The sequence below is a fragment of the Paracoccus methylarcula genome, from assembly GCF_003007735.2.
GTDB lineage: Bacteria > Pseudomonadota > Alphaproteobacteria > Rhodobacterales > Rhodobacteraceae > Paracoccus > Paracoccus methylarcula.
Window position 1 is genome coordinate 103,427 of the sequence record NZ_PXNQ02000009.1, and the last position, 20,666, is coordinate 124,092.

Genomic DNA, 20,666 nt, shown 5'->3' on the forward strand with positions numbered 1-20,666 from the left:
TCGGTCAAGGACCGTACTTTCGCCAAATTTGCGTAACTTACGCAATCTAGGGCCAGATCGGGCAGCGCTCAAGTCAGGCGTAGGCCAGCGCCTCGACCAGACCCCTGAACAGGGGCTTGCCGTCCGAGCCCCCCAATGTCGCGTCAGCGGCGCGTTCGGGATGCGGCATCATGCCCAGGACCCGGCGATTGACCGACAGGATGCCGGCAATATCCGCGACCGAGCCGTTGATCGCCGGCGCATAGGTGAAGGCGATCCGGTCCTCGTCCCGCAATTGCGCCAGTCCATCCCCGCCGATCTGGTAGTTGCCGTCGTGATGGGCGACGGGAATGGTGATCCGCTGACCCGCCGAATAGCCGGAAGTATAGGCGCTGTCGGTGGTGGCGACCTCCAGCACGGCGGGCTTGCACAGGAAGGTCAGCCCCTGGTTGCGCATCAGCGCGCCGGGCAGCAGGCCCAGTTCGGTCAGCACCTGGAAACCGTTGCAGATCCCCAGCACGTAACCGCCCTTGTCCGCGTGCTCGCGCAGGCTTCGCGCGATGGGCGAATGCGCGGCAATCGCACCGCAGCGCAGGTAGTCGCCATAGGAAAACCCGCCCGGCACGGCGACCAGATCGGTGCCCTCGGGAAGCGCACTGTCCTTGTGCCAGACCCGTGTCACCCCGGCCCCGGCCTGCTCAAGTGCAACGGCAAGGTCGCGGTCGCAATTCGATCCCGGAAAGGTGATGACGGCGGCTTTCATGGGCAGGGCTCCTGTGAGGGATGGCAATGGTTTAGCGCAACCCGAGCGTCAAGGAAAGAGGCCGTCGCGCCCCTCGCCCTCATTCACGAGGGCGAGGGCAGGGCGCAGAGGCGCTCAGCCCTCGATCCGGGTGAAATCGGCGATCTGGCGGCCAGCCTCGCGGATGCGGGAAAGCAGGTTGAGCCGGTTGCGCCGGACGATCTGGTTGTCGGTATTGACCTGCACCGCCTCGAAGAACGCGTCGATGGGCGCGCGCAGCCCGGCGATGGCGGTCATGGCGGCGGGGAAATCCTCTGCCTCGATGGCGCCCTTGATCGCCGGTTCCGCCGTGTCGAGCGCCTTGAACAGCGCGCGTTCCTCGTCGGATTCCGCAAATTTCTGATCGGCACCGAAACTGTATTCGACGCCGTCCTTGTCCTCGGCCTGGGCAAGGATGTTTCCGGCACGTTTCAGTCCCTGCGTCAGGTTCTGCCCGTCCTCTGTCTTCAGCATCTCGTTCAGCGCGGTGGCACGGTTCACCACCTGCACCAGATCGTCATTGCCAGGCTGCGCCAGCACCGCGTCGATGATGTCGTGACGAATGCCCTGGTCGCGCAGATGGACCTTGAGACGGTCATGGAGGAAGGCGAGGAGGTCGGCGGCGCGCTGGTTTGCAACTTCGGAGCCTGTAGCTCTTCCTTCTGCTTCATTCAGCCCGCTGGTGAGCTGGATACTCATCAATGCCGCATCAAAATTGTCGTGGCCCGCTTTGCTCATAGATTCTCTGGCGACGAAAATCGTTACTGCAAGAGTGTTGAGTGCTATACGAACGCCATTCGACAGCACCAGCCGGATCACCCCCAACGCTGCCCGCCTGAGCGCGAAGGGATCCTTCGATCCGGTCGGCTTCTCGTCGATGGCCCAGAACCCGGTCAGCATGTCGATCTTGTCGGCCAGCGCCACGGCGACCGAGACCGGGGCCGAGGGCACCGCGTCGGACGGCCCGAGGGGCGAATAGTGATCCCGCACGGCATCGGCCACCGCATCGGCATGACCCGCGGCCTTGGCGTAATACCTGCCCATGATGCCCTGCAATTCGGGGAACTCGCCGACCATGGCCGAGCGTAAATCCAGCTTGGCCAAACGCGCCGCCTGTTCCGCCTGATCTGGATCGGCCCCGACCAAGGGCGCAATCTCACGCGAAAGCGCGGCGATGCGCTCAATCCGATCCGCCTGAGAGCCCAACTGCCGGTGGAAGGTCACGGATTTCAACCCTTCGGCCCAATCCTCCATGCCCGCTTTCGCGTCGCGCAGGTCGTTTTCCCAGAAGAAGGCGGCATCCGACAGTCGGGCTGCCAGCACGCGCTGGTTCCCGGCGAGGATCGTCGCGCCGTCATCACTGGTCTCGATATTGGCGACGGTGACGAAACCCTCGATCCGTCCGGTCTTTGGATTGCGGGCCGAGAAGAATTTCTGATGCTCCTTCATCGAGGTCTGCAGCACCTCGGGCGGCAGGTCGAGGAAACGTTCCTCGATCACCCCCATCAGCGGCACCGGCCATTCGACCAGCCCGGCGACCTCGGACATCAGCCCGTCATCCGACACGATCTCCCAGCCACGCGCGAAGGCGAGGCTGCCGGCCTCCTGCCGGATCGCGGCTTCGCGTTCGTCGTGGTCCAGCATGACCCGGGCGCGGCGCAGTTTCGCGGCATAATCCTCGAACCCCGTGACGGCGAAGGGCTCGGGCGACATGAAGCGGTGGCCGCGTGTCGTGTCGCCCGCCGCGATACCCTCGACGGTCAGTGGCACCACGGATGTGCCGGTTTCATCGGTCAGGATGCACAGGATCGAATGTAGCGGACGCACCCAACGCAGCGATCCGCCGCCCCAACGCATGGATTTCGGCCATGGAAAACTGCGGATGGCGGTTTCCAGCACCTCGGCCACGATCACGGCTGCGGGGCGGCCCGGCTTCTCGATGGTGGCGAACCAGACCTGCCCCTTCTTGTCGTCGCGCTTCTCCAGTTGATCGCGGGTCAGGCCAGCACCACGCAGGAACCCTTCCAGCGCCTTTTCGGGTGCGTCCACGCGCGGGCCCTTGCGCTCTTCGCGGGTGGTGGGGCTGTGGGCGGTCAGCCCCTCGACGGTCAGGACCAACCGGCGCGGGGTGCTGAACGCACCCGCCGAGGCATAGGTCAGACCGCCTTCGACCAGCCCGTCGGTGATCAGGCGTTTCAGGTCCGCACGGGCGCGGGATTGCATCCGGGCGGGGATTTCCTCCGAGAAAAGCTCGATGAGAAGGTCGGGCATCAGTCCATCACTCCGCGTTCCGGGGTCTTGTCGTTATATTGGTGCCAGCCATAGGCGCGGCCATCGGGATAGATCGCCAGCACGCGGTCCACATCCGGTTGAACTTCGGACTGGCTCAGGACGGCACGGGCAGCGCCGGATTCGAGATCCGCGCCGATCTGTTCGGCATCGAAGCAATCGAACCAGCGCGGGCCGACCAGCGGGGTGGCACCTTCGAAGGAGGTGGCATCGGGGAAATCGCCCTCGATGCGGAAACATGCGCGCCAGCGGATCGGTGAGCTGTCGGCGTCGATACCCTTGAAATCGGCGATCTGAAGGTCCTGAGCCCCCGCATCGGTCCTGATCTGCACTGCGGCTGCCGGGCTGTCCGGCGCGATCTCGTCGTAGAAACCATATTCCTGCGCATACCAGATCCCGCCCCCCGCAACGGCGGCGGACAGGATCAGGGCAAGGCCGACGATCTTGCCGTTCACGCCTGCGCTCCCGCTGCCTCGGTGGTCACGAACAGGTCGGCGCATGCCTTGGCCAGCGCCCGGACACGGCCGATATAGGCCTGCCGCTCGGTGACCGAGATCACCCCGCGCGCGTCCAGCAGGTTGAAGACATGGCTGGCCTTGATGCATTGGTCATAGGCCGGATGCGCCATCGGGATACGCGCCCGGCGCTGTCTGTCTCGTCCGCACCGAGGATACGGGCGCATTCGGCCTCGGCATCCTCGAAATGCCGGAACAGCGTGTCCGTGTCGGCCTGGTCGAAGTTCCAGCGCGAATATTCCTGTTCGGTCTGAAGGAAGATATCGCCATAACTCAGCGGAATGGCGGCGTCGGGGTCGTTGAAGGGCATGTCCATCACATGCTCGACGCCCAGCACATACATTGCCAGCCGCTCCAGCCCATAGGTCAGCTCGCCCGAGACGGGTCGGCAATCATGCCCGCCGACCTGCTGGAAATAGGTGAACTGGCTGACTTCCATGCCATCGCACCAGACCTCCCATCCCAGTCCCCATGCGCCAAGCGTGGGGCTTTCCCAGTCATCCTCGACGAAACGGACATCGTGGGTCATCGGATCGAGGCCGATGGCGCGCAGGCTGCCCAGGTAAAGTTCCTGCAAATTCGCGGGGCTGGGTTTGATGATCACCTGATATTGATAATAGTGCTGCAACCGGTTCGGATTCTCGCCATAGCGGCCATCGGTCGGGCGGCGCGATGGCTGGACATAGGCCGCCGCCCATGGCCTTGATCCAAGGGCGCGCAGGGTGGTCGCGGGATGGAAGGTGCCCGCACCCACCTCCATGTCATAGGGTTGCAGGATCGCGCAGCCCTGTCCGGCCCAGTAATTCTGAAGGCGGAGAATGACCTCCTGAAAGCTGCGGGGGCGGTTGGGGCTGGTCATCGGGGCGTCCTTTTTGCATAGATCGTGCAAAGCGTCCCGCGCCTTCTAGGCGTGGCTTGGGGCAGGGTCAATAAAGGGTCGGGCAGCGGCCCGCAAAGGAGGCCGGTATGCGGCACATGATGAAGACGGTTCTGGCTGTGGGGGTTCTGACGGCGGGTTTGCCGGTCGCGGGCTTCGCACAGGATGCGGTGATACGGATCGAGGCCAAGCGTGGCGAGGCCGCGGCGAACGAGGCGGCAGCGGGTTGGAGCCGGAAATTCGACGACGTGGTGACATTCCCGCTGAGCGGCGGCTGGATCGGGATCGCCCTGGGTCCGCTGTCACCGGAAGAGGCCGAGACACGGCTGGCCGAGCTGCGCGCCGCCGGAGAGGTGCCGGCCGACAGTTTCGTGGCCGAGCCGGGAAGCGGTGTGGAATTTACGCCGGTTGCTGCCACGCCTTCCGACGATGCCGAACCGGCGCAAGACGATGGGGCTGCGGCAACGGTCCCCGAAAACCTGCAGGTCAACCCGGTGATGACCGGAGGGCAGCCCGACAACGCACCCGAACCCGTTGCCGAACCCGCCGCGGCAGCGCCGGGCACTTATATCCGGCTGCAATCCCTGCGCACTCAGGCCGAGGCCGAGGAGGCGCTGGCTGAGTGGCGCGAGAATTTCCCCGGCGCGGGGCTGTGGCATTTGCCGGGCGACTGGTACGGCGTAGCGCTTGGCCCGCTGGAGGAGGACACTGCCCTTGCATGGCTGGCCGCCTTCAAGCAGGCCGACCTGATGCCGGGTGACGCCTTTACCTCGGATGCGGCGGAGATGGGCGAAGAGGTGATGCCGGGTGAAGCCCCCGATCTGCCAGCACCGGGCGAAGCGCAAGAGATGCCGCCGATGGACGAGGTGCAGAAGGCGCTGCGTTGGGCCGGGCTTTACGAGGGCGGGATCGACGGCAAGGCCGGTCCCCAGACCCGCGCCGCCATCAATGCCGAGATCACCGGTCAGCGGCTTTCCCCCGATCCCGGCACCGCCATGCGCAAGCTGATCGAACGGCGCGCGGCGTGGCGCGACGAGTTGGGGCTGACGGTGCTGGAGGACGAGCATACCGGGCTCAGCCTGACGGCGCCGATGGACAAGCTGCAATTCGACCGCACCGAAAGGGCGCTGTCGATCTATGCGCCGAAGAACGATTCCGGGGCGGCGCTGATCCTGTTCAGCCAGCCGGGCGGGCAGCAGGAGCTTGTCGATCTGTCCGGGCTGGTCACCGCTCTTGGCTGGGTGCCGCAACCCAAGCGGGTGATCGAAAAGGGACATGTCCTGCTGGAAGGCAAGAATGCCGATCACCATGGCCGGGCCGAGGGCTGGGTGCGCGACGGGCGGGCCGAGGGCTTCGTGCTGATCTGGCCCGCGAATGATCCCGCGAACCAGACCCGCCTTGCCGCAGAGATGAGCGACAGCCTGACCCGGCACGCTCCGGCACAGGATGACCCGGTTGCACCTGGGTCCGAAACCGATGCGGCGGAAAACGTAACCGGACAGCCCTGAGAACCTGTCGGGGCGGGCGGAAAACCACCGGGGCATCACCCCATCGGCTACGCGCTGGAAATTCACGTCCCGCGATCGCCGGGGGCTGCCTGCCCCCGGACCCCCGGGGATATTGGAGTGAAGAAGAAGGCGCGCCGTTCAGGACCGCCAGAATTTCGGCAGCAGCAGCACGAGCACCGAGACAAGTTCGAGCCGTCCCAGGAACATGCCGAGGATCATCATCCATTTGGCGCTGGCCGGAAAGTCGACGATCGAGCCGTTCGCGCTGATCTCGGGTCCCCATGCCGGGCCGATATTGGCGATGGCCGTCCATGCGGCGGTCAGCGCGGTTTTCGTGTGCAGTCCGGTCAGCGAAAGCCCGACGATCAGCAGTCCGAATGTCAGCATGAACAGCGTGAAGAAGGCCATCACCGAATCGATCACCTCCTGGTCGAGGGGGCGCCCGTCATAGCGCAGCGGATAGACGCGATGCGGCGAATGCAGCCGCCGGATTTGCGCGCGGACCGCCTGGAACAGCACCAGGTAGCGGAAGATCTTGACCGAACAGCCGGTCGAACCGGTGCAGCCGCCGATCAGCCCGACCACGATCAGCAGCGCCAGCGGCAGATGCCCCCAGGCAACCATGTCCGTCGAGGCATAGCCGGTGCCGGAAAATGTCGAGATGGTATTGAAGACGGTCTCGCGGATCAGCTCACCCGGATGATCGCCCTGATGCATCACCAGCAGCCGGTAAAGGACGATGATGGTGCATGCATAGAAAATCCAGCGCAGATAGGCGCGGATCTGGCTGTCCTGCCAGATGGGGGGGAAATCGCCGCGCATGACCTGGACCATGCGGATGAAGGGAATCGAGGCGAGGATCATGAAAACCGACGCGGCCCATTCGGGCGGCCCGAGAAACGCTCCGAAACTCGCATCATAGCTGGAAAAGCCGCCGGTGGAGACGGTCGACAGGGAATGCATGATCGCGTCATATCCGTTCAGTCCCAGCAGGATATAAGTCAGTGCCGCGGCAATCGTCAGCAGGACGTAGAAGCGGGTCATCTCGGCTGCGATCTCGCCTGCACGGGGCAGGATTTTCCCCAATGTGTCGAAGCCTTCGGACCGGAAGAACTGCATGCCGCCGACCTTCATCACCGGCAGGAACACCATGGCGACGACGACGATCCCCAACCCGCCGATCCATTGCAGGATTCCGCGCCACAGATGTGTGCCGCGCGGCAGGCCGTCCAGTTCGGGAAAAACGGTGGTGCCGGTGGTGGTCACGCCTGACATCGCCTCGAAATAGGCATCGGTGAAGCCTGCATATGGCTGACCGATGATGAAGGGCAGGGCGCCGAAGACCGGCAGCACGGCCCAGAGACCCGAGGTGATCAGGAACGCCTGTTGGATGTTGAGCGAGCGGTAATCGCCGCGCGATGCGAACGTGACCAGCAGTCCCGCAACGACGGTGATGACGCCGGATTGCAGGAAGACTTCCCAATGGTCATTTCCGACCCACCAATCGGCCACCATCGGCAGGGCCATCGATGCGCCCAGCACGACAATGACCTTTCCAAGCGGGTGAGCGACCGGGCGGATATCCATCATGTCGTTTGCTTGCCGTGCGGGACGCGGAGCGTCAAGCGCTGAAAACCCCTGGGAGGCGCCGCTCCGATCCGGAACCCGGTGCCGCCAGGGGATGTATATCTATATCGGAGCGGCTATAATCGTCCCGGTAGCGTGACCGCATATTCCACGGAGGAAATATGGCAGCCCATCCCGTGACGATGTCCATCAGGCCGGATGTCCGCGGCCATTTCGACCGCGCAACGAACACGATCAGCTACATCGTGAAGGATCCCGCCTCGGATGCCTGTGCGATCATCGATTCGGTCATGGATATCGATTACGCGGCGGGCCGGATCACCTATGAGCACGCCGATATGCTGATCGACGAGATCAGCCGCCGCGGCTTGCGCCTGGAATGGATCATCGAAACCCATGTCCATGCCGACCATCTTTCAGCAGCGCCTTATATCCAGGACCGCTTGGGCGGCAGGATCGGCATCGGCGCGGGTATCATGGTGGTGCAGGATGTCTTCGGCAAGATCTTCAACGAAGGGACCGAGTTCCAGCGCGATGGCAGCCAGTTCGATCATCTGTTCGAGGATGGCGACCGCTACAAGATCGGCGAAATGCCCTGCTTTGCCATCCACACACCCGGCCATACGCCCGCCTGCATGACCCATATCATGGGCGATGCGGCCTTCGTGGGCGATACGTTGTTCATGCCCGATGGCGGCTCGGCCCGTGCGGATTTCCCCGGCGGCGATGCGGGCGTGCTTTACGACAGTATCCAGAAGGTGCTGGCATTGCCCGACGAGATGCGGCTGTTCATGTGCCACGATTACGGCCCGAACGGGCGCGACATCCGGTGGGAGACCACCGTGGCCGAGGAGAAGGCGCATAATATCCATGTCGGTGGCGGGCGAAGCCGCGAAGAGTTCATCCGCTTCCGCACCGAGCGCGATGCGCAACTGGCGATGCCTCGACTGATCATCCCCTCGCTGCAGGTGAACATGCGGGCGGGCGAGGTGCCGACCGACAAGGACGGCCGCCCGATGCTCAAGGTTCCGGTCAACGGGCTGTAGGGGGCGGGGTCAGGCAAAGCGCTTGGCCCCGGCCACGCAAAGCACCACGAGCAGCGTGATCCCGATCATCGATGGCGCCACGGGTTCATGCAGCAGCAGCCATGCCAGCATCAGCCCGAAGAAGGGCTGCAGCAATTGCAGCTGGCCAACCCCGGCAATGCCGCCGATCGCCAACCCACGATACCAGAAGACGAAGCCGACCAGCATGGAAAACACCGACACATAGCCCAGCCCGATCCATTGCGCGGGGCCGATCCCGCTCAGGCTGGCGGGCCAGACAGCCCATGCCAGCGCCGCCATCACCGGAAGCGAGAGAACCAGCGCCCAACAGATCACCTGCCAGCCTCCGAGCCGCCGCGACAAGGTCGCGCCTTCCGCATAGCCGAAACCGCAGGCGAGGATGGCCGCGATCATCAGCAGATCACCGGTGAACTGCGCGTCACTGTTCTGGATCAGAGCATATCCGGCGACCAGCAGGCTGCCGAGGCAGGAAAACAGCCAGAACAGAGGGGCCGGGCGTTCGCCGCCGCGCAGGGTCCCGAAGATCGCGGTGGCCAGTGGCAAGAGGCCGATGAAGACGATGGAATGCGCGGCGGTGACATATTGCAGCGCCATCGCGGTCAGCAGTGGAAAGCCTACCACGACGCCAAGCGCGACGATCGCCAGCGACATCATGTCGCCGCGCTCCGGCCGGCTTTCGCGCAGCAGTTTCAGCAGCATGATCGCGATGCAGGCCGCCAGCACGGCGCGGGCCGATGTCAGAAAGAGCGGGCTGAACCCCTCGACCGCGACCCGCGTTGCCGGCAGCGAGCCGCTGAAAATCAGCATTCCCAGAAATCCGCTGCCCCATCCCGCCGTCATGCCCTGCATCCCGCTGCTCCTTTCATGTCATGGCACGTGGATAAGAGGACAGGGCTGGTGAAGACAGATACAAACCAATACAATTATGACAATCTGTATTGATACATTAACCAATACAAATGAGTGACAGATGAAGAACCGGACAGAACAGGTCATGCAGGCGATCCGCCGCAGGATCGACGGCGGCGCGGTCGCGCCGGGGGAAAAACTGCCCTCGATCCGCGGCTTTGCGGCGGCGATGGGGGTTTCGCCCTCGACCGTGGTCGAGGCTTATGACCGGCTTGCCGCCGAGGGGGTGATCTTCGCGCGCCGCCGCTCGGGCTTCTTTGCTGCTCACCGCAACCGGCCCGTCGCCCTGTCCGAACTGGGACCAAGACTGGAACGCGAGATCGATCCGCTCTGGGTCTCGCGCCAGTCGCTGGATGCCGGTGAGGACGCACCCAAGCCGGGTTGCGGATGGTTGCCCGCCGACTGGATGCCCGTGGATTCGCTCAGGCGCGCGATCCGTGCTGCGGGGCGGGCGGATGACGGGCTGCTGGCCTATTACGGCGGCACCCGCAGCGAGGTGAAGCTGCGCCGTCTGCTGTCGCGGCAGCTTGCGGATCAGGGGATCGAGGCCGGGCCGGATCGTATCCTGCTGACCGCCTCGGGGTCGAACGCGATCGATCTCGTCTGTCGTCTGCTGCTTTCACCGGGCGACAAGGTGCTGGTCGATGATCCCTGCTATTTCAACTTCCAGGCGCTGTTCCGGGCGCATCGGGTCGAGATCATCGGCGTGCCCTATACACCGCAGGGACCGGATATGGAGCATTTCGAAGCGGCACTGGCCCGGCACAAGCCGCGCCTCTACATCACCAATTCGGCACTGCATAACCCGACGGGGGCGACGATCTCGGCGCAGGTCGCGCATCGCCTGCTGACCCTTGCCGCCGCGCATGACCTGATCGTGATCGAGGACGATATCTTTGCCGAATTCGAGCCCGATCCTTCCCCACGGCTGGCGGCGATGGACGGGCTGGACCGGGTGATCCGGATCGGCAGTTTCTCCAAGACGCTCTCGGCCTCGGTCCGCTGCGGCTACGTCGCGGCGCGGCCCGACTGGATCGAGGCGCTGATCGATCTGCAGGTGGCCACCAATTTCGGCGGTCCGAGCCCGCTGGCAGCGGAGATTCTGCATCACGCGCTGAGCGATGGCGGATATCGCAAGCATATGGAGGCGCTTCGGGCGCGTCTTGCACGGCTCCGGCGCTTGACCGGCGCACGGCTGAGCGGGATGGGGATTATCCCCTGGCTCATGCCTCGCGGTGGTTTCTACCTGTGGTGCGCGCTGCCCGAAGGCACGGACGGGGCGGCGATGGCACGCGCGGCTCTGTCCGAGAATGTCGTCCTGGCGCCGGGGAATGTCTTCAGCCCCTCGCAGGCGATGACGTCATATATGCGTTTCAATGTCGGCCAGATGGGTGATCCGGGGATCTATGACATCCTTGATCGCGCCATGCGGGCGGCGGCTTGACATGCCGATTCCGGCTATCTCGGTGGCATCGCGCAGGCATGCTCGAAAGGCGATTTTAATCCTCACCGCGCCCTTGAACGCGCCCCCTCCGCAGGCTACCTTGAAACCAAGTTGAGATCGGAGGGCGTGATCATGGCGCCCAGGCGTCCCGCGGGTGGGGGCGCGTTCCCGAAAAATACGGTTGAGCCGTCCGTCACCCGCCAGACCGAGGAGGGCGCGCTTTATGCGGCGCTCGATCTCGGGACAAATTCGTGCCGGATGCTGATTGCGCGACCGCGCGGCAGTCAGTTTCAGGTCGTGGACAGCTTCTCCAAGCCCGTGCAGCTTGGATTGGGGCTGGAGGCTTCGGGGCGCCTGTCCCGGAGTTCGATGGCACGTACCATCCACGCATTGCATGTCTGCCGCCGCAAGCTGGAACAGCACAATGTCAAAAGCATGCGGCTGGTCGCGACAGAGGCCTGCCGCCGGGCGCGGAACAGCCGCGATTTCATGCGCAATATCCGCCGCGAGACCGGTCTGCCGCTCGAGATCATCGATGCAGAGGAAGAGGCGCGGCTGGCGGTGATCTCCTGCGCCCCGCTGGTCAGCCACAAGACCGAGACGCTTCTGGTCGTCGATATCGGCGGCGGCTCGACCGAGCTGGTCTGGATCGACCTGGAGGATGTCGAGCCGCGCGAGCGTCCGCGCGCGATCATGCGGCTGAGCGACGGTTTCGGCAATCCGCAGCCGGGCGGGGCGCGGGTGGTCGACTGGATCAGCGTGCCCCTTGGGGTGGCGACGCTGCGCGACATGTTCGCCGATGTCGAGGACGACCAGGGCCGTTTCGCGCTGATGAGCTGGTATTTCGAGGAACTTCTGGCCGATTTCGCGCCCTATGCGGACGGCTCGCCCGACGAGGGGTTCCAGATCATCGGCACCTCGGGCACCGTCACCACGGTCGCGGCAAGCCATCTCAAGCTGCGCCGCTATGACCGGACCAAGGTGGACGGGTTGACGATGAGCACCGCGCAGATCGACCGGGTCATCCATTCCTACCTGGCCCTTGGCCCTGCCGGCCGCCGCTCGGATCCGAGGATCGGGCGGGAACGGCATGCGCTGATCATGTCTGGCGCGGCGATCCTGCAGACCCTGATGCGGGTCTGGCCGACGAACAAGCTGTCGGTCGCCGATCGCGGACTGCGTGAGGGGTTGCTTTATGCCCAGATGGTGCGCGATGGGGTGCTCAGGCCGGAAGGGCTGAATGGAGTGGCATGATGGCAGCAAAAGGTTCAGGCGGTAGCCGGGCAGGAAAATCCAGCGGGCGCGGAGAGCGTGACCTGCGTGTTCGGGTCAAGACCGCAAAGGGACGCAAGCTGTCCAGCAAGCTGTGGCTGGAGCGGCAGTTGAACGATCCCTATGTCGCGCGGGCGAGGCGCGAGGGGTATCGGGGACGGGCCGCCTACAAGATCCTTGAGCTGGACGACAAGTATCGCTTTCTCGTGCCGGGCGCGCGCGTGGTCGATCTGGCTGTGCGCCGGGGGGATGGTGCCAGGTGGCCGTGCAGCGCGTGAACGCGCTTGGCGAGAAATCCGGTAAAGCGGTGGGCCGGGTGCTGGGCGTCGACCTGCAAGAGGTCGATCCGGTGGCGGGGGCCGAGATTCACCTGCTGGATTTCCTGTCCGACGGTGCCGATGACAAGGTCAAGGACTGGCTGGGCGGAGCGGCCGATGTCGTGATGTCCGACATGGCCGCGTCCTCTTCGGGTCACAAGGGGACGGATCACCTGCGTATCGTCGCGCTGGTCGAGGCTGCTGCCGCGCTGGCCCTCGATGTTCTCGAACCGGGCGGAACCTTTGTCGCCAAGGTGTTGGCGGGCGGTGCGGAAAGCGACATGCAGGCGATGCTGAAACGGAACTTCCAGAAGGTCGCCAATGTAAAACCCCCGGCCAGCCGCAGCGACTCGTCGGAGAAATTCGTGGTCGCGACCGGATTCCGGGGCCGCCGCGATCCCGTCGAAGAGGACGATCAGGAGGATTGATCCCGGAAAGTTTCGGGGCGCTGCCCGGTCGCCGCGACAAAGCTGCGGGTGAAATGGGTGTGGCTGGTATAGCCCAGTTCCTTCGCGATCTGTGCCGGGCTTTGTCCGCCTTCGCGCAGCATTTCGACCGCCCGTTGCAGCCGCACCTCGTGCATCAGGTCGATGGCACGCTTGCCCCGGGCGCTCTGGCAGGCATGGTCCAGCGCCGCCGTGCCCGTTCCCAGCTCTGCCGCGAGATCGGCGATGGTCGGTCCTTCCCGCAAATGCGCCATGGCCAGCGAAAGAAAGCGCTCGACCAGAGGACGTTGCGTTTCGCCGAGGAGAGGCGGCAGGCCCGCATTGGCACGGATGGGTTCGAGCCGGGCAAGGCGCAGGGCCAGAACCCCAAGCAGGCATTGCAGCGCCTTTTCGGAATTGGGTCCGGCGCTTTCCTCGGCCAGTTCCCGGAGGGTTGCCAGCAGCGCCTCCCTGGATTCGCCGGCGGAGCCCGCCATCGGCTGCCGGGGAAATGGCGGATCGATATCGCGCAGCAATGCGGGGGCGAGCAGCAGGGCGTGGCCCTCGGTTCCCGGCATCGGCAATGCGGCAAAGGCGGTTCCGGCGGGGATGTAACGGACCGCATCGCATTCCATGACATGCTGCTGCCGCGGGAAGTTCAGGCGCAAATGCCCCACGGTCACCCAGATCAGGATATGATCGGCACGGGTCCGGGGCTGCGGAGGCGTGGCGCGGCTGCCCCAGATGAACCCCGCCAGCGGCAAGAGGCGCAGCCCGGATTGCCGCACTACCGGGCGCTGTGCAAAGGGGCGGCCCGCTGTGGCCAACACCTTCGGCGGCATCGGAAGGGGCGTCGTCCCGAGCCGGTCCGTGGCGGCGTGATAGCGGTGCATATCCGGGGCACGTCCCTCGGGAATATGCGCATCGTTGATCCGGGCATCCGGCAGGCCGCCTGCCATCGGGCGAGACTGGCCCGATGGGCTTCGCTCTGCGAAGGGGCTGGGCGAGAAAGGAAAACCGCCCTCCCAATCTGTTCGATCATGAGACGCCATCTGTAACCGTGAACTCATATACTCTCCGGGTAAACTGTCGCCTAACGCCGGCGGTTCGGCAACCGTGAATCCCGAAAATATCCGGGTTGCGTGACCGGCCGGGTCAGTCCCTTGGTCCCACCGGCCAGTCCTGCCAATCCTTCATCCGGTTCCGGAACCATATCCGCTGCGATTTCGCATATTGCCGGGTAGAGATGATGGCGCGCTCGGTCGCGGTCTCAAGATCGAACTCGCCCCGCAGATGCGCAACCAGTTCCGGCGCCCCGATGGCGCGGGCCCATTGCTTGCCGGGATCCCATTCGGGCAGCATCGCCTGCACCTCGGCCAATGCCCCGCCGGCCGTCATCAAGCGAAAGCGCCGGGCGATGCGCTCGGCCAGCCAGTCCCGGTCGGCGCTGATGACCAGCCGCTGGCATTCTGCGGCGGGGATCAACGGCGGTGGGGTGTCGGCCTGCCAGGACGCCAGCCCACGCCCGGTCGCCCGCAGCACCTCCCATGCGCGCTGGACACGTGCCGGGTTGCGGAGATCGATGCGCTGTCCGGTTTCCGGGTCGAGCTCGGCCACCATCTGCGCCAGCCCGCCTTCCTCGGCCAGCATCGCGTCACCCGCCGCACGGATCCCGGGCAGGACAGGCGGGACATAGGCCAATCCCTGCGTCAGCGCCGTCAGGTAGAGCCCCGTGCCGCCCACGACGATCAGGCGCTGATCCGCAAGCTGGGCGACATCGCGCAGCCAGTCTCCGACGGAATAGCTGCGATCCGGCGTGACATGGCCATAAAGCGCATGCGGAGCCGCGGCCTCGTCGGCTTGCGAAGGCCGCGCGGTCAGCACCCGCCAGCAGGACCAGATCTGCAAGGCATCGGCATTCACGATCAGCCCGCCCTGTGCCTGCGCCACCGCCAGCGCCAGTGCCGATTTGCCGCTGGCGGTCGGCCCTGCGATCAGCAGGTGGCGCGCGGGGTCGATCTGTGCGAGATCGGGTGCTTGCATGGGTGGTTCCGGGCGGTTGATCCTGTCCGCTTTTTGCGACATTTTGCGCGGCAATGAAAGCGGCGGGCGCGGCGATGAAAAAGGACAGGACATGACTGATCGAACGGGCTCTGCGCCCACTCAATATGGCCGGGTGATGCTGAAGATCTCGGGAGAGGCGCTGATGGGCGACCAGGGCTACGGCCTGCATCCGCCCACCGTGGCCCGGATCGCGAACGAGGTCGAATCGGTTGCCCAGATGGGGGTCGAGGTCTGCATGGTCATCGGCGGCGGCAATATCTTCCGCGGATTGCAGGGCAGTGCCCAGGGGATGGAACGGACCACCGCCGACTATATGGGAATGCTGGCCACGGTGATGAACGCGCTGGCGATGCAGTCGGCGTTGGAGGCCAAGGGCCTGCATTGCCGCGTCATCAGCGCCATCCGGATGGACGAGGTCTGCGAGCCCTATATCCGCCGCCGCGCCATCCGCCACCTGGAAAAGAAGCGGATCGTGATCTTCGCCGCCGGGACCGGCAATCCCTATTTCACCACCGATACCGCAGCCACGCTGCGCGCCAACGAGATGAACTGCGAGGCGATCTTCAAGGGCACCAAGGTCGATGGCGTCTATGACAAGGATCCCGAGAAACACGAGGACGCGACGCGCTACAACAACGTGTCCTATGACGAGGTGCTGCAAAAGCATCTGGGCGTGATGGATGCCTCGGCCATTGCGCTGGCGCGCGACAACCGCCTGCCGATCATCGTCTTCTCGCTGGACGAGCCCGGCGGGTTCCGGACCATCCTCGAGGGTGACGGCACCTATACCCGGGTGCATAACTGACGGTGTGATTTCCCGTCATCGGCCGGGCGGTCAAATGCCCGCCGATCGGCGGGTAAAGCCTTTGCCAAGCCTGTGTATTGCGGTTACAAGCGGTGAAAATCCAATTCAGAGGCAGTCCGAATATGGCAGAGGACATCGAAATCGATATAGACGATCTGGAACGGCGGATGAAGGGCGCGATGGAAAGCCTGCGCCATGAATTCGCTTCGCTTCGCACCGGCCGCGCTTCGGCCTCGATGGTCGAGCCGGTTCAGGTCGACGCCTATGGCCAGATGACACCGATCAACCAGCTTGGTACCGTGAACGTGCCCGAGCCGCGCATGGTCACCATCAATATCTGGGACAAGTCCATGGTCGGCAAGGTCGAGAAAGCGATCCGCGAAAGCGGCCTTGGCATCAACCCGCAGACCAACGGCACCATCATCATGCTGCCGATCCCCGAGCTGAACGAGGAACGCCGCCGCGAATTGACCAAGGTTGCCGCCCAATATGCCGAAAGCGCGCGGGTCGCGATCCGCAATGTGCGCCGCGACGGCATGGACCAGGTCAAGAAGGGCAAGGCCAGCGGCATGCCCGAGGATGACCAGAAATTCTGGGAAACGGCTGTCCAGGAACTGACCGACAAGATGATTGCCGGTGTCGATGAGGCGCTCGAGGCCAAGCAGGCCGAAATCATGCAGGTCTGAGGAATCATGGCCGCCGGACCTGCACAAGCCCTGACCGCGACGGGTGGCGTAGAACAACGCCCGCGTCATGTTGCCATCATCATGGACGGAAATGGCCGTTGGGCGACCGAACGCGGCTGGCCGCGGCTGGTCGGTCATCGCCGCGGCGCCGAGCGCGTCAAGCAGATCGTCCGCGCCTGTCCCGATCTCGGGGTGAACTGGCTGACCATCTATGCCTTCTCGACCGAGAACTGGAAACGCTCGACCGAGGAAGTGCTCGGGCTGATGAAGATCTTCCGCCGCTATATCGAGCGCGAGGCCGAGGGCATGTCCGCCGAGGGCGTGCGGATGCGCTTCATCGGCGGGCGCGAACGGCTGGATCCAAAGCTGCGGGCGCTGATGTCCTCGATCGAGGCGCGCACTGCGGGCAATACGCGGCTGAACCTGACCGTGGCGATCAATTACGGCGGGCGGGACGAACTCACCCGAGCGGCAGGGCGGCTGGCGCAAAAGATCGCGCGTGGCGAACTGGCGGAGGCGGGCGAGGACGATCTGGCGGGATGCCTGGATACCGCTGGCCAACCCGACCCGGACCTGGTGATCCGCACATCGGGCGAGACGCGGACCTCGAATTTCCTGCCATGGCAGGCCGCTTATGCGGAATACGAATTCACCCCGACGATGTGGCCGGATTTCACGCCCGAGCATCTTGGGACCATTCTCGAGCGTTTCGGCATGCGCGAGCGTCGTTTCGGGGGCGCATGACAAGCAAGGGGCCGATAGCACCGAAAACCCCTGTCCCTCCGGGTAAATGGGCCGATCTTTCAAGGCGTATCGCCTCGACATTGGTGTTGCTGGCAATCGGGCTGCTGCTGGTGACCGCCTCGGGCGTCTGGTTGCGTTTGGGCATGGCGGTGATCTCGGCGATCACTTTCTGGGAACTGGCGGCGATGACCGGCTGGCGGTATCCGCGCTTCCACGCAGGTTTCGGCCGATGGCGCCCCATCGCGTTGGCCGTGATCGCCGGTTTGTCGCAATTCGCCGCGCTGATGATCCTGCATCCGCTGGCATGGCTGCTGCTGGCCGTGCCGATCCTTGCCGGCCTGCCCGGCGCATTGGCGCGCGACCGCTGGACCTATGCGGTCTTCGGCATCGCGATCCTGCTGGTTGCCTATGGTCTTGTCGGCTTTCGCGAAGAGTTCGGGCTGGGCTTCGTGCTGTGGCTGATGGGGATCGTGATCATCTCTGACACGGCGGGCTATTTCTGCGGCCGGATCATCGGCGGACCGAAATTCTGGCCCGCGCTCAGCCCCAAGAAAACCTGGTCCGGCACGATTTCCGGCTGGATCGGCGCGCTGATTTTTGGCACGGTCCTGTGGTTGGCAAATTGGGGCGACGCGGCACTGATCTGGTGTTCGCCGCTGGTTTGCTTTGCGGGCCAGATGGGCGATATCGCCGAAAGCTGGCTCAAGCGACGGGCGGGCGTCAAGGACAGCTCGAACCTGATCCCGGGGCATGGTGGTTTCATGGACCGGTTCGATGCTGTGACAGGGGCGGTTCTTGCAACGATGTTGCTGGGGATTCTGACCAGTCTACCGGCGGTTAACTGAGACATGCGACGTATTTCGATTTTCGGAGCGACCGGATCGGTCGGAACCAATGGGATTGACCTGATCCGTCGGGCAGGCGGAGCGGAGGCGTTCCATGTCGTTGCGCTGACTGCCGGGCGGAATATCGAACGGCTCGCCAGCAGCGCGCGGGAGATGCGGGCCGAGATCGCGGTGACGGCGCATGAGGAATTGCTGGACGATCTGCGTGCACGGCTGGAAGGCAGCGGCGTCGAGGCTGCCGCCGGACCTGCGGCTCTGGTCGAGGCGGCGGCGCGTCCGGCGGATTGGGTCCTGTCGGCCATCGTTGGCGCGGCAGGGCTGGCGCCGGGCCTGACCGCGCTGGCCCAGGGTGGCGTGCTGGCGCTGGCGAACAAGGAATCGCTGGTCTGCGCGGGGCCGTTGATGCGCGCAGCGGCAGATCGGAACGGCACCAAGATCCTGCCGGTGGACTCGGAGCATTCCGCGATTTTCCAGGCTCTTGGCTCGGAAAGCCGCGATAGCGTCAAACATGTGACCATCACCGCGTCGGGCGGGGCGTTTCGCGACTGGCCGCTGGAGCGGCTGGCGGCGGCGACCGTGGCCGAGGCCTCGACCCATCCGAATTGGGCGATGGGACAACGGATCACCATCGACAGCGCCTCGATGTTCAACAAGGCCATGGAAGTCATCGAAACGCATGAGTTTTTCGATCTGGAAGCGGAGCGGATCAAGGTCCTGCTCCACCCGGAATCGATCATTCACGCGATGGTGACCCATGTCGATGGCGGAACCATCGCCCATCTGGGCGCGCCGGATATGCGCCATGCCATCGGCTATGCGCTCAACTGGCCCGAACGCGCGCCGCTTCCGGTCGCCGCGCTGGACCTGGCCAAGACCGGCAGCCTGACCTTCCGCGAGCCGGACGAAACCCGCTGGCCCGCCCTGCGCCTTGCGCGCGAGGTCATGGCGGCGGGCGGCATGGCCGGGGCGGTGTTCAACGCGGCCAAGGAACAGGCACTTGACGATTTCATCGCCAACCGGATCGGCTTCGTGCAAATGGCACCCCGGGTCGAGGCTGTGCTAGAGACGCTGTCGGGGCAGGCGGGTTTTGCCGATCCGCCCGCCGATCTGGACATGGTCCTGCATTGGGACCGCATCGCCCGGCAGGAGGCCGCAGCATGACTGATCTGATCCCGCAATTCGGGGGAACCCTTTGGACGCTTGCCGCCTTTGTCGTCGCGCTGGCCGTGATCGTGACCGTGCATGAATACGGCCATTACATCATCGGCCGGTGGTCCGGCATCCGGGCCGAGGTGTTCTCGGTCGGCTTCGGCCCCCGGCTGATCGCACGCCGCGACCGGCGGGGAACCGTCTGGCAGATCGCGGCAATTCCCCTGGGCGGCTATGTCCGTTTCCTGGGTGACGCCAATGCCGCCAGCGCCGGAACCGGGCTGGAGGTCGATCCCGCGCTGAAGCGGCAGACCTTGACCGGCGCCCCGCTTTGGGCGCGGTTCTCGACCTTGCTGGCCGGGCCGGTGTTCAACTTCATCCTGTCGATCCTGATCTTTGGCGGTTTCGCGCTGGTGCAGGGGTTGCCGACGCAGGAGGTCAGGCTGGGAGAGATCGCAGCCGCGCCACCGCAGGTCGTGAATGAATTGCAGCCGGGGGACCGGGTGCTCGCGATCGGCGGGCTGCCGGTCGAAAACTGGCGGGACATGTCGCGCATGGCCGAGGACCTGCCCATCGCGGAGCAGCATGACTGGCGGGTGGAGCGTGACGGTGCCGAGATCATCGTGACCGGCCCCGATCCGATGCCCGCGAGGATCACCGGCGTGGCGCCCCGCAGTGCTGCCGCCGATGCGGGGCTGAAGGCGGGGGATGTGATCCTCAGCATCGACGGCCGCCCGATCTTGCGCTTTTCCCAGATGCCGGAGATCGTGGCCGCAGCCCAGGGTCAGCCCCTGCTGCTCGAAGTCTGGCGGCAGAATGACGGAACGGCCAGTTACAGCCTGGTGCCCAAGGAGCAGGACATTCCCTCAGCGGGTGGCGGTTTCGAGAAGCGCTGGCTGATCGGTGTCACCGGCGGCACGAGCTATTTCGAGCCCGCGACCCGCCGGGCGGGACCGCTGGAGGCCTTGTGGCTGGGGGTCTCGCAGACTTGGGACATCATCGCCTCGTCGCTTACGGGACTATGGGCGATGATCACCGGCCAGATCGGAAGCTGCAACCTCGGCGGCGCGATCTCGATCGCCGAAAGCACCGGGCAGGCCGCCAGCGCGGGGGCGGAAAGCTTCCTGTGGTGGATCGCGGTGCTGTCAGCCGCGATCGGGTTCCTGAATCTGCTGCCGATCCCCGTTCTGGATGGCGGACATCTGATGTTCTATGCCTTCGAGGCCGTGACGGGACGTCCGCCTTCGGACCGGGTGCTGAACCTTTTGACCGCATTCGGGATGGCCGCGGTATTGAGCTTGATGATTTTCGGCCTCACAAACGATCTTTTCTGTCCCTGAAACGCGATGCGCTTTTGACAGCCTACCCCGGTTAGGGCTAGAGAAAGGACCAAAAGAAGGCGT

At 64.8% G+C, this 20,666-nt stretch carries 17 protein-coding genes and 2 pseudogenes; 11 read left to right on the forward strand and 8 right to left on the reverse strand.

Translation table 11 applies throughout. The features are described from left to right. Positions 1-73 precede the first annotated feature (73 nt). The 4 genes and pseudogenes from purQ to A7A09_RS14840 all read right to left on the reverse strand — a co-directional run bounded on the left by purQ (position 74) and on the right by A7A09_RS14840 (position 4,423). Positions 74-742, reverse strand: a complete 669-nt coding sequence (purQ, locus tag A7A09_RS14825; protein WP_106692121.1) for a phosphoribosylformylglycinamidine synthase subunit PurQ — start codon at positions 740-742, stop codon at positions 74-76. Positions 743-856: 114 nt separating this feature from the next. Continuing rightward, on the reverse strand, positions 857-3,031 hold the full coding sequence (gene glyS, locus A7A09_RS14830; protein ID WP_106692122.1) for a glycine--tRNA ligase subunit beta: 2,175 nt from the start codon (positions 3,029-3,031) through the stop codon (positions 857-859). Then, positions 3,031-3,504 carry a DUF6446 family protein gene (locus A7A09_RS14835; RefSeq protein WP_106692123.1) on the reverse strand — a complete coding sequence of 158 codons (474 nt, stop codon included), beginning with the start codon at positions 3,502-3,504 and terminating at the stop codon, positions 3,031-3,033. Before A7A09_RS14835 ends, glyS begins: the two co-directional genes overlap by 1 nt. Continuing rightward, positions 3,501-4,423: pseudogene (locus A7A09_RS14840) on the reverse strand (glycine--tRNA ligase subunit alpha). Before A7A09_RS14840 ends, A7A09_RS14835 begins: the two are co-directional and overlap by 4 nt. A 107-nt stretch (positions 4,424-4,530) precedes the next feature. Here A7A09_RS14840 and A7A09_RS14845 point away from each other — a divergent pair. Beyond that, complete coding sequence (locus tag A7A09_RS14845; RefSeq protein WP_148043692.1) at positions 4,531-5,949, forward strand: peptidoglycan-binding domain-containing protein; 1,419 nt, start codon at positions 4,531-4,533, stop codon at positions 5,947-5,949. A gap of 138 nt (positions 5,950-6,087) precedes the next feature. Here A7A09_RS14845 and A7A09_RS14850 read toward each other — a convergent pair whose 3' ends face one another. Beyond that, positions 6,088-7,539 carry a TrkH family potassium uptake protein gene (locus A7A09_RS14850; protein WP_106692125.1) on the reverse strand — a complete coding sequence of 484 codons (1,452 nt, stop codon included), beginning with the start codon at positions 7,537-7,539 and terminating at the stop codon, positions 6,088-6,090. A gap of 158 nt (positions 7,540-7,697) precedes the next feature. Between A7A09_RS14850 and A7A09_RS14855 the strand changes: the two genes are divergently transcribed. Continuing rightward, complete coding sequence (locus tag A7A09_RS14855; RefSeq protein ID WP_106692126.1) at positions 7,698-8,582, forward strand: MBL fold metallo-hydrolase; 885 nt, start codon at positions 7,698-7,700, stop codon at positions 8,580-8,582. 9 nt (positions 8,583-8,591) lie between these two features. On the opposite strand, the gene A7A09_RS14860 is transcribed toward A7A09_RS14855, so the two are convergent. Next, positions 8,592-9,452 (reverse strand): DMT family transporter, encoded by an 861-nt coding sequence (locus tag A7A09_RS14860; RefSeq protein WP_106692127.1) that lies wholly within the window; start codon positions 9,450-9,452, stop codon positions 8,592-8,594. A gap of 121 nt (positions 9,453-9,573) precedes the next feature. Between A7A09_RS14860 and A7A09_RS14865 the strand changes: the two genes are divergently transcribed. The 3 genes and pseudogenes from A7A09_RS14865 to A7A09_RS14875 all read left to right on the forward strand — a co-directional run bounded on the left by A7A09_RS14865 (position 9,574) and on the right by A7A09_RS14875 (position 12,973). Continuing rightward, positions 9,574-10,956 (forward strand): aminotransferase-like domain-containing protein, encoded by a 1,383-nt coding sequence (locus A7A09_RS14865; RefSeq protein WP_106692128.1) that lies wholly within the window; start codon positions 9,574-9,576, stop codon positions 10,954-10,956. Between the two features lie 132 nt (positions 10,957-11,088). Beyond that, positions 11,089-12,210, forward strand: coding sequence for a Ppx/GppA phosphatase family protein (locus A7A09_RS14870; RefSeq protein WP_106692129.1), 1,122 nt, complete (start codon positions 11,089-11,091; stop codon positions 12,208-12,210). Next, positions 12,210-12,973, forward strand: a pseudogene (locus tag A7A09_RS14875) (RlmE family RNA methyltransferase). Before A7A09_RS14870 ends, A7A09_RS14875 begins: the two are co-directional and overlap by 1 nt. Here the strand turns inward: A7A09_RS14875 and A7A09_RS20845 are convergent. Beyond that, positions 12,961-13,929, reverse strand: coding sequence for a helix-turn-helix transcriptional regulator (locus A7A09_RS20845; protein ID WP_170167122.1), 969 nt, complete (start codon positions 13,927-13,929; stop codon positions 12,961-12,963). The pseudogene A7A09_RS14875 and the gene A7A09_RS20845 sit on opposite strands and share 13 nt — an antisense overlap. Before the next feature lie 196 nt (positions 13,930-14,125). Next, complete coding sequence (miaA, locus tag A7A09_RS14890; RefSeq protein ID WP_106692132.1) at positions 14,126-15,013, reverse strand: tRNA (adenosine(37)-N6)-dimethylallyltransferase MiaA; 888 nt, start codon at positions 15,011-15,013, stop codon at positions 14,126-14,128. Positions 15,014-15,104: 91 nt separating this feature from the next. Here miaA and pyrH point away from each other — a divergent pair, with 91 nt between their 5' ends. The 6 genes from pyrH (at position 15,105) to rseP (ending at position 20,603) form a co-directional block, all read left to right on the forward strand. Further along, positions 15,105-15,839, forward strand: coding sequence for a UMP kinase (pyrH, locus tag A7A09_RS14895; RefSeq protein ID WP_106692215.1), 735 nt, complete (start codon positions 15,105-15,107; stop codon positions 15,837-15,839). Positions 15,840-15,961: 122 nt separating this feature from the next. Beyond that, positions 15,962-16,525: a ribosome recycling factor gene (frr, locus tag A7A09_RS14900; RefSeq protein WP_106692133.1), complete on the forward strand. Its 564-nt coding sequence runs from the start codon at positions 15,962-15,964 to the stop codon at positions 16,523-16,525. A 6-nt stretch (positions 16,526-16,531) separates the two neighbouring features. Beyond that, positions 16,532-17,269: a polyprenyl diphosphate synthase gene (gene uppS, locus A7A09_RS14905; RefSeq protein ID WP_106692134.1), complete on the forward strand. Its 738-nt coding sequence runs from the start codon at positions 16,532-16,534 to the stop codon at positions 17,267-17,269. Beyond that, positions 17,266-18,114, forward strand: a complete 849-nt coding sequence (locus tag A7A09_RS14910; RefSeq protein WP_106692135.1) for a phosphatidate cytidylyltransferase — start codon at positions 17,266-17,268, stop codon at positions 18,112-18,114. Before uppS ends, A7A09_RS14910 begins: the two co-directional genes overlap by 4 nt. A 3-nt stretch (positions 18,115-18,117) precedes the next feature. Beyond that, complete coding sequence (gene dxr, locus A7A09_RS14915; RefSeq protein ID WP_106692136.1) at positions 18,118-19,275, forward strand: 1-deoxy-D-xylulose-5-phosphate reductoisomerase; 1,158 nt, start codon at positions 18,118-18,120, stop codon at positions 19,273-19,275. Next, positions 19,272-20,603, forward strand: coding sequence for an RIP metalloprotease RseP (rseP, locus tag A7A09_RS14920; RefSeq protein WP_106692137.1), 1,332 nt, complete (start codon positions 19,272-19,274; stop codon positions 20,601-20,603). Before dxr ends, rseP begins: the two co-directional genes overlap by 4 nt. Positions 20,604-20,666: the final 63 nt, after the last annotated feature.

Coding starts and splice junctions, on each gene's coding strand:
- A7A09_RS20845 (WP_170167122.1), bottom strand. CDS start 13,929: ATGGCAGGCGGCCTGCCGGATGCCCGGATCAACGATGCGCATATTCCC.
- glyS (WP_106692122.1), bottom strand. CDS start 3,031: ATGCCCGACCTTCTCATCGAGCTTTTCTCGGAGGAAATCCCCGCCCGG.
- A7A09_RS14850 (WP_106692125.1), bottom strand. CDS start 7,539: ATGATGGATATCCGCCCGGTCGCTCACCCGCTTGGAAAGGTCATTGTC.
- A7A09_RS14845 (WP_148043692.1), top strand. CDS start 4,531: ATGCGGCACATGATGAAGACGGTTCTGGCTGTGGGGGTTCTGACGGCG.
- A7A09_RS14910 (WP_106692135.1), top strand. CDS start 17,266: ATGACAAGCAAGGGGCCGATAGCACCGAAAACCCCTGTCCCTCCGGGT.
- A7A09_RS14855 (WP_106692126.1), top strand. CDS start 7,698: ATGGCAGCCCATCCCGTGACGATGTCCATCAGGCCGGATGTCCGCGGC.
- dxr (WP_106692136.1), top strand. CDS start 18,118: ATGCGACGTATTTCGATTTTCGGAGCGACCGGATCGGTCGGAACCAAT.
- purQ (WP_106692121.1), bottom strand. CDS start 742: ATGAAAGCCGCCGTCATCACCTTTCCGGGATCGAATTGCGACCGCGAC.
- A7A09_RS14865 (WP_106692128.1), top strand. CDS start 9,574: ATGAAGAACCGGACAGAACAGGTCATGCAGGCGATCCGCCGCAGGATC.
- frr (WP_106692133.1), top strand. CDS start 15,962: ATGGCAGAGGACATCGAAATCGATATAGACGATCTGGAACGGCGGATG.
- uppS (WP_106692134.1), top strand. CDS start 16,532: ATGGCCGCCGGACCTGCACAAGCCCTGACCGCGACGGGTGGCGTAGAA.
- A7A09_RS14860 (WP_106692127.1), bottom strand. CDS start 9,452: ATGCAGGGCATGACGGCGGGATGGGGCAGCGGATTTCTGGGAATGCTG.
- miaA (WP_106692132.1), bottom strand. CDS start 15,013: ATGCAAGCACCCGATCTCGCACAGATCGACCCCGCGCGCCACCTGCTG.
- rseP (WP_106692137.1), top strand. CDS start 19,272: ATGACTGATCTGATCCCGCAATTCGGGGGAACCCTTTGGACGCTTGCC.
- A7A09_RS14870 (WP_106692129.1), top strand. CDS start 11,089: ATGGCGCCCAGGCGTCCCGCGGGTGGGGGCGCGTTCCCGAAAAATACG.
- pyrH (WP_106692215.1), top strand. CDS start 15,105: ATGACTGATCGAACGGGCTCTGCGCCCACTCAATATGGCCGGGTGATG.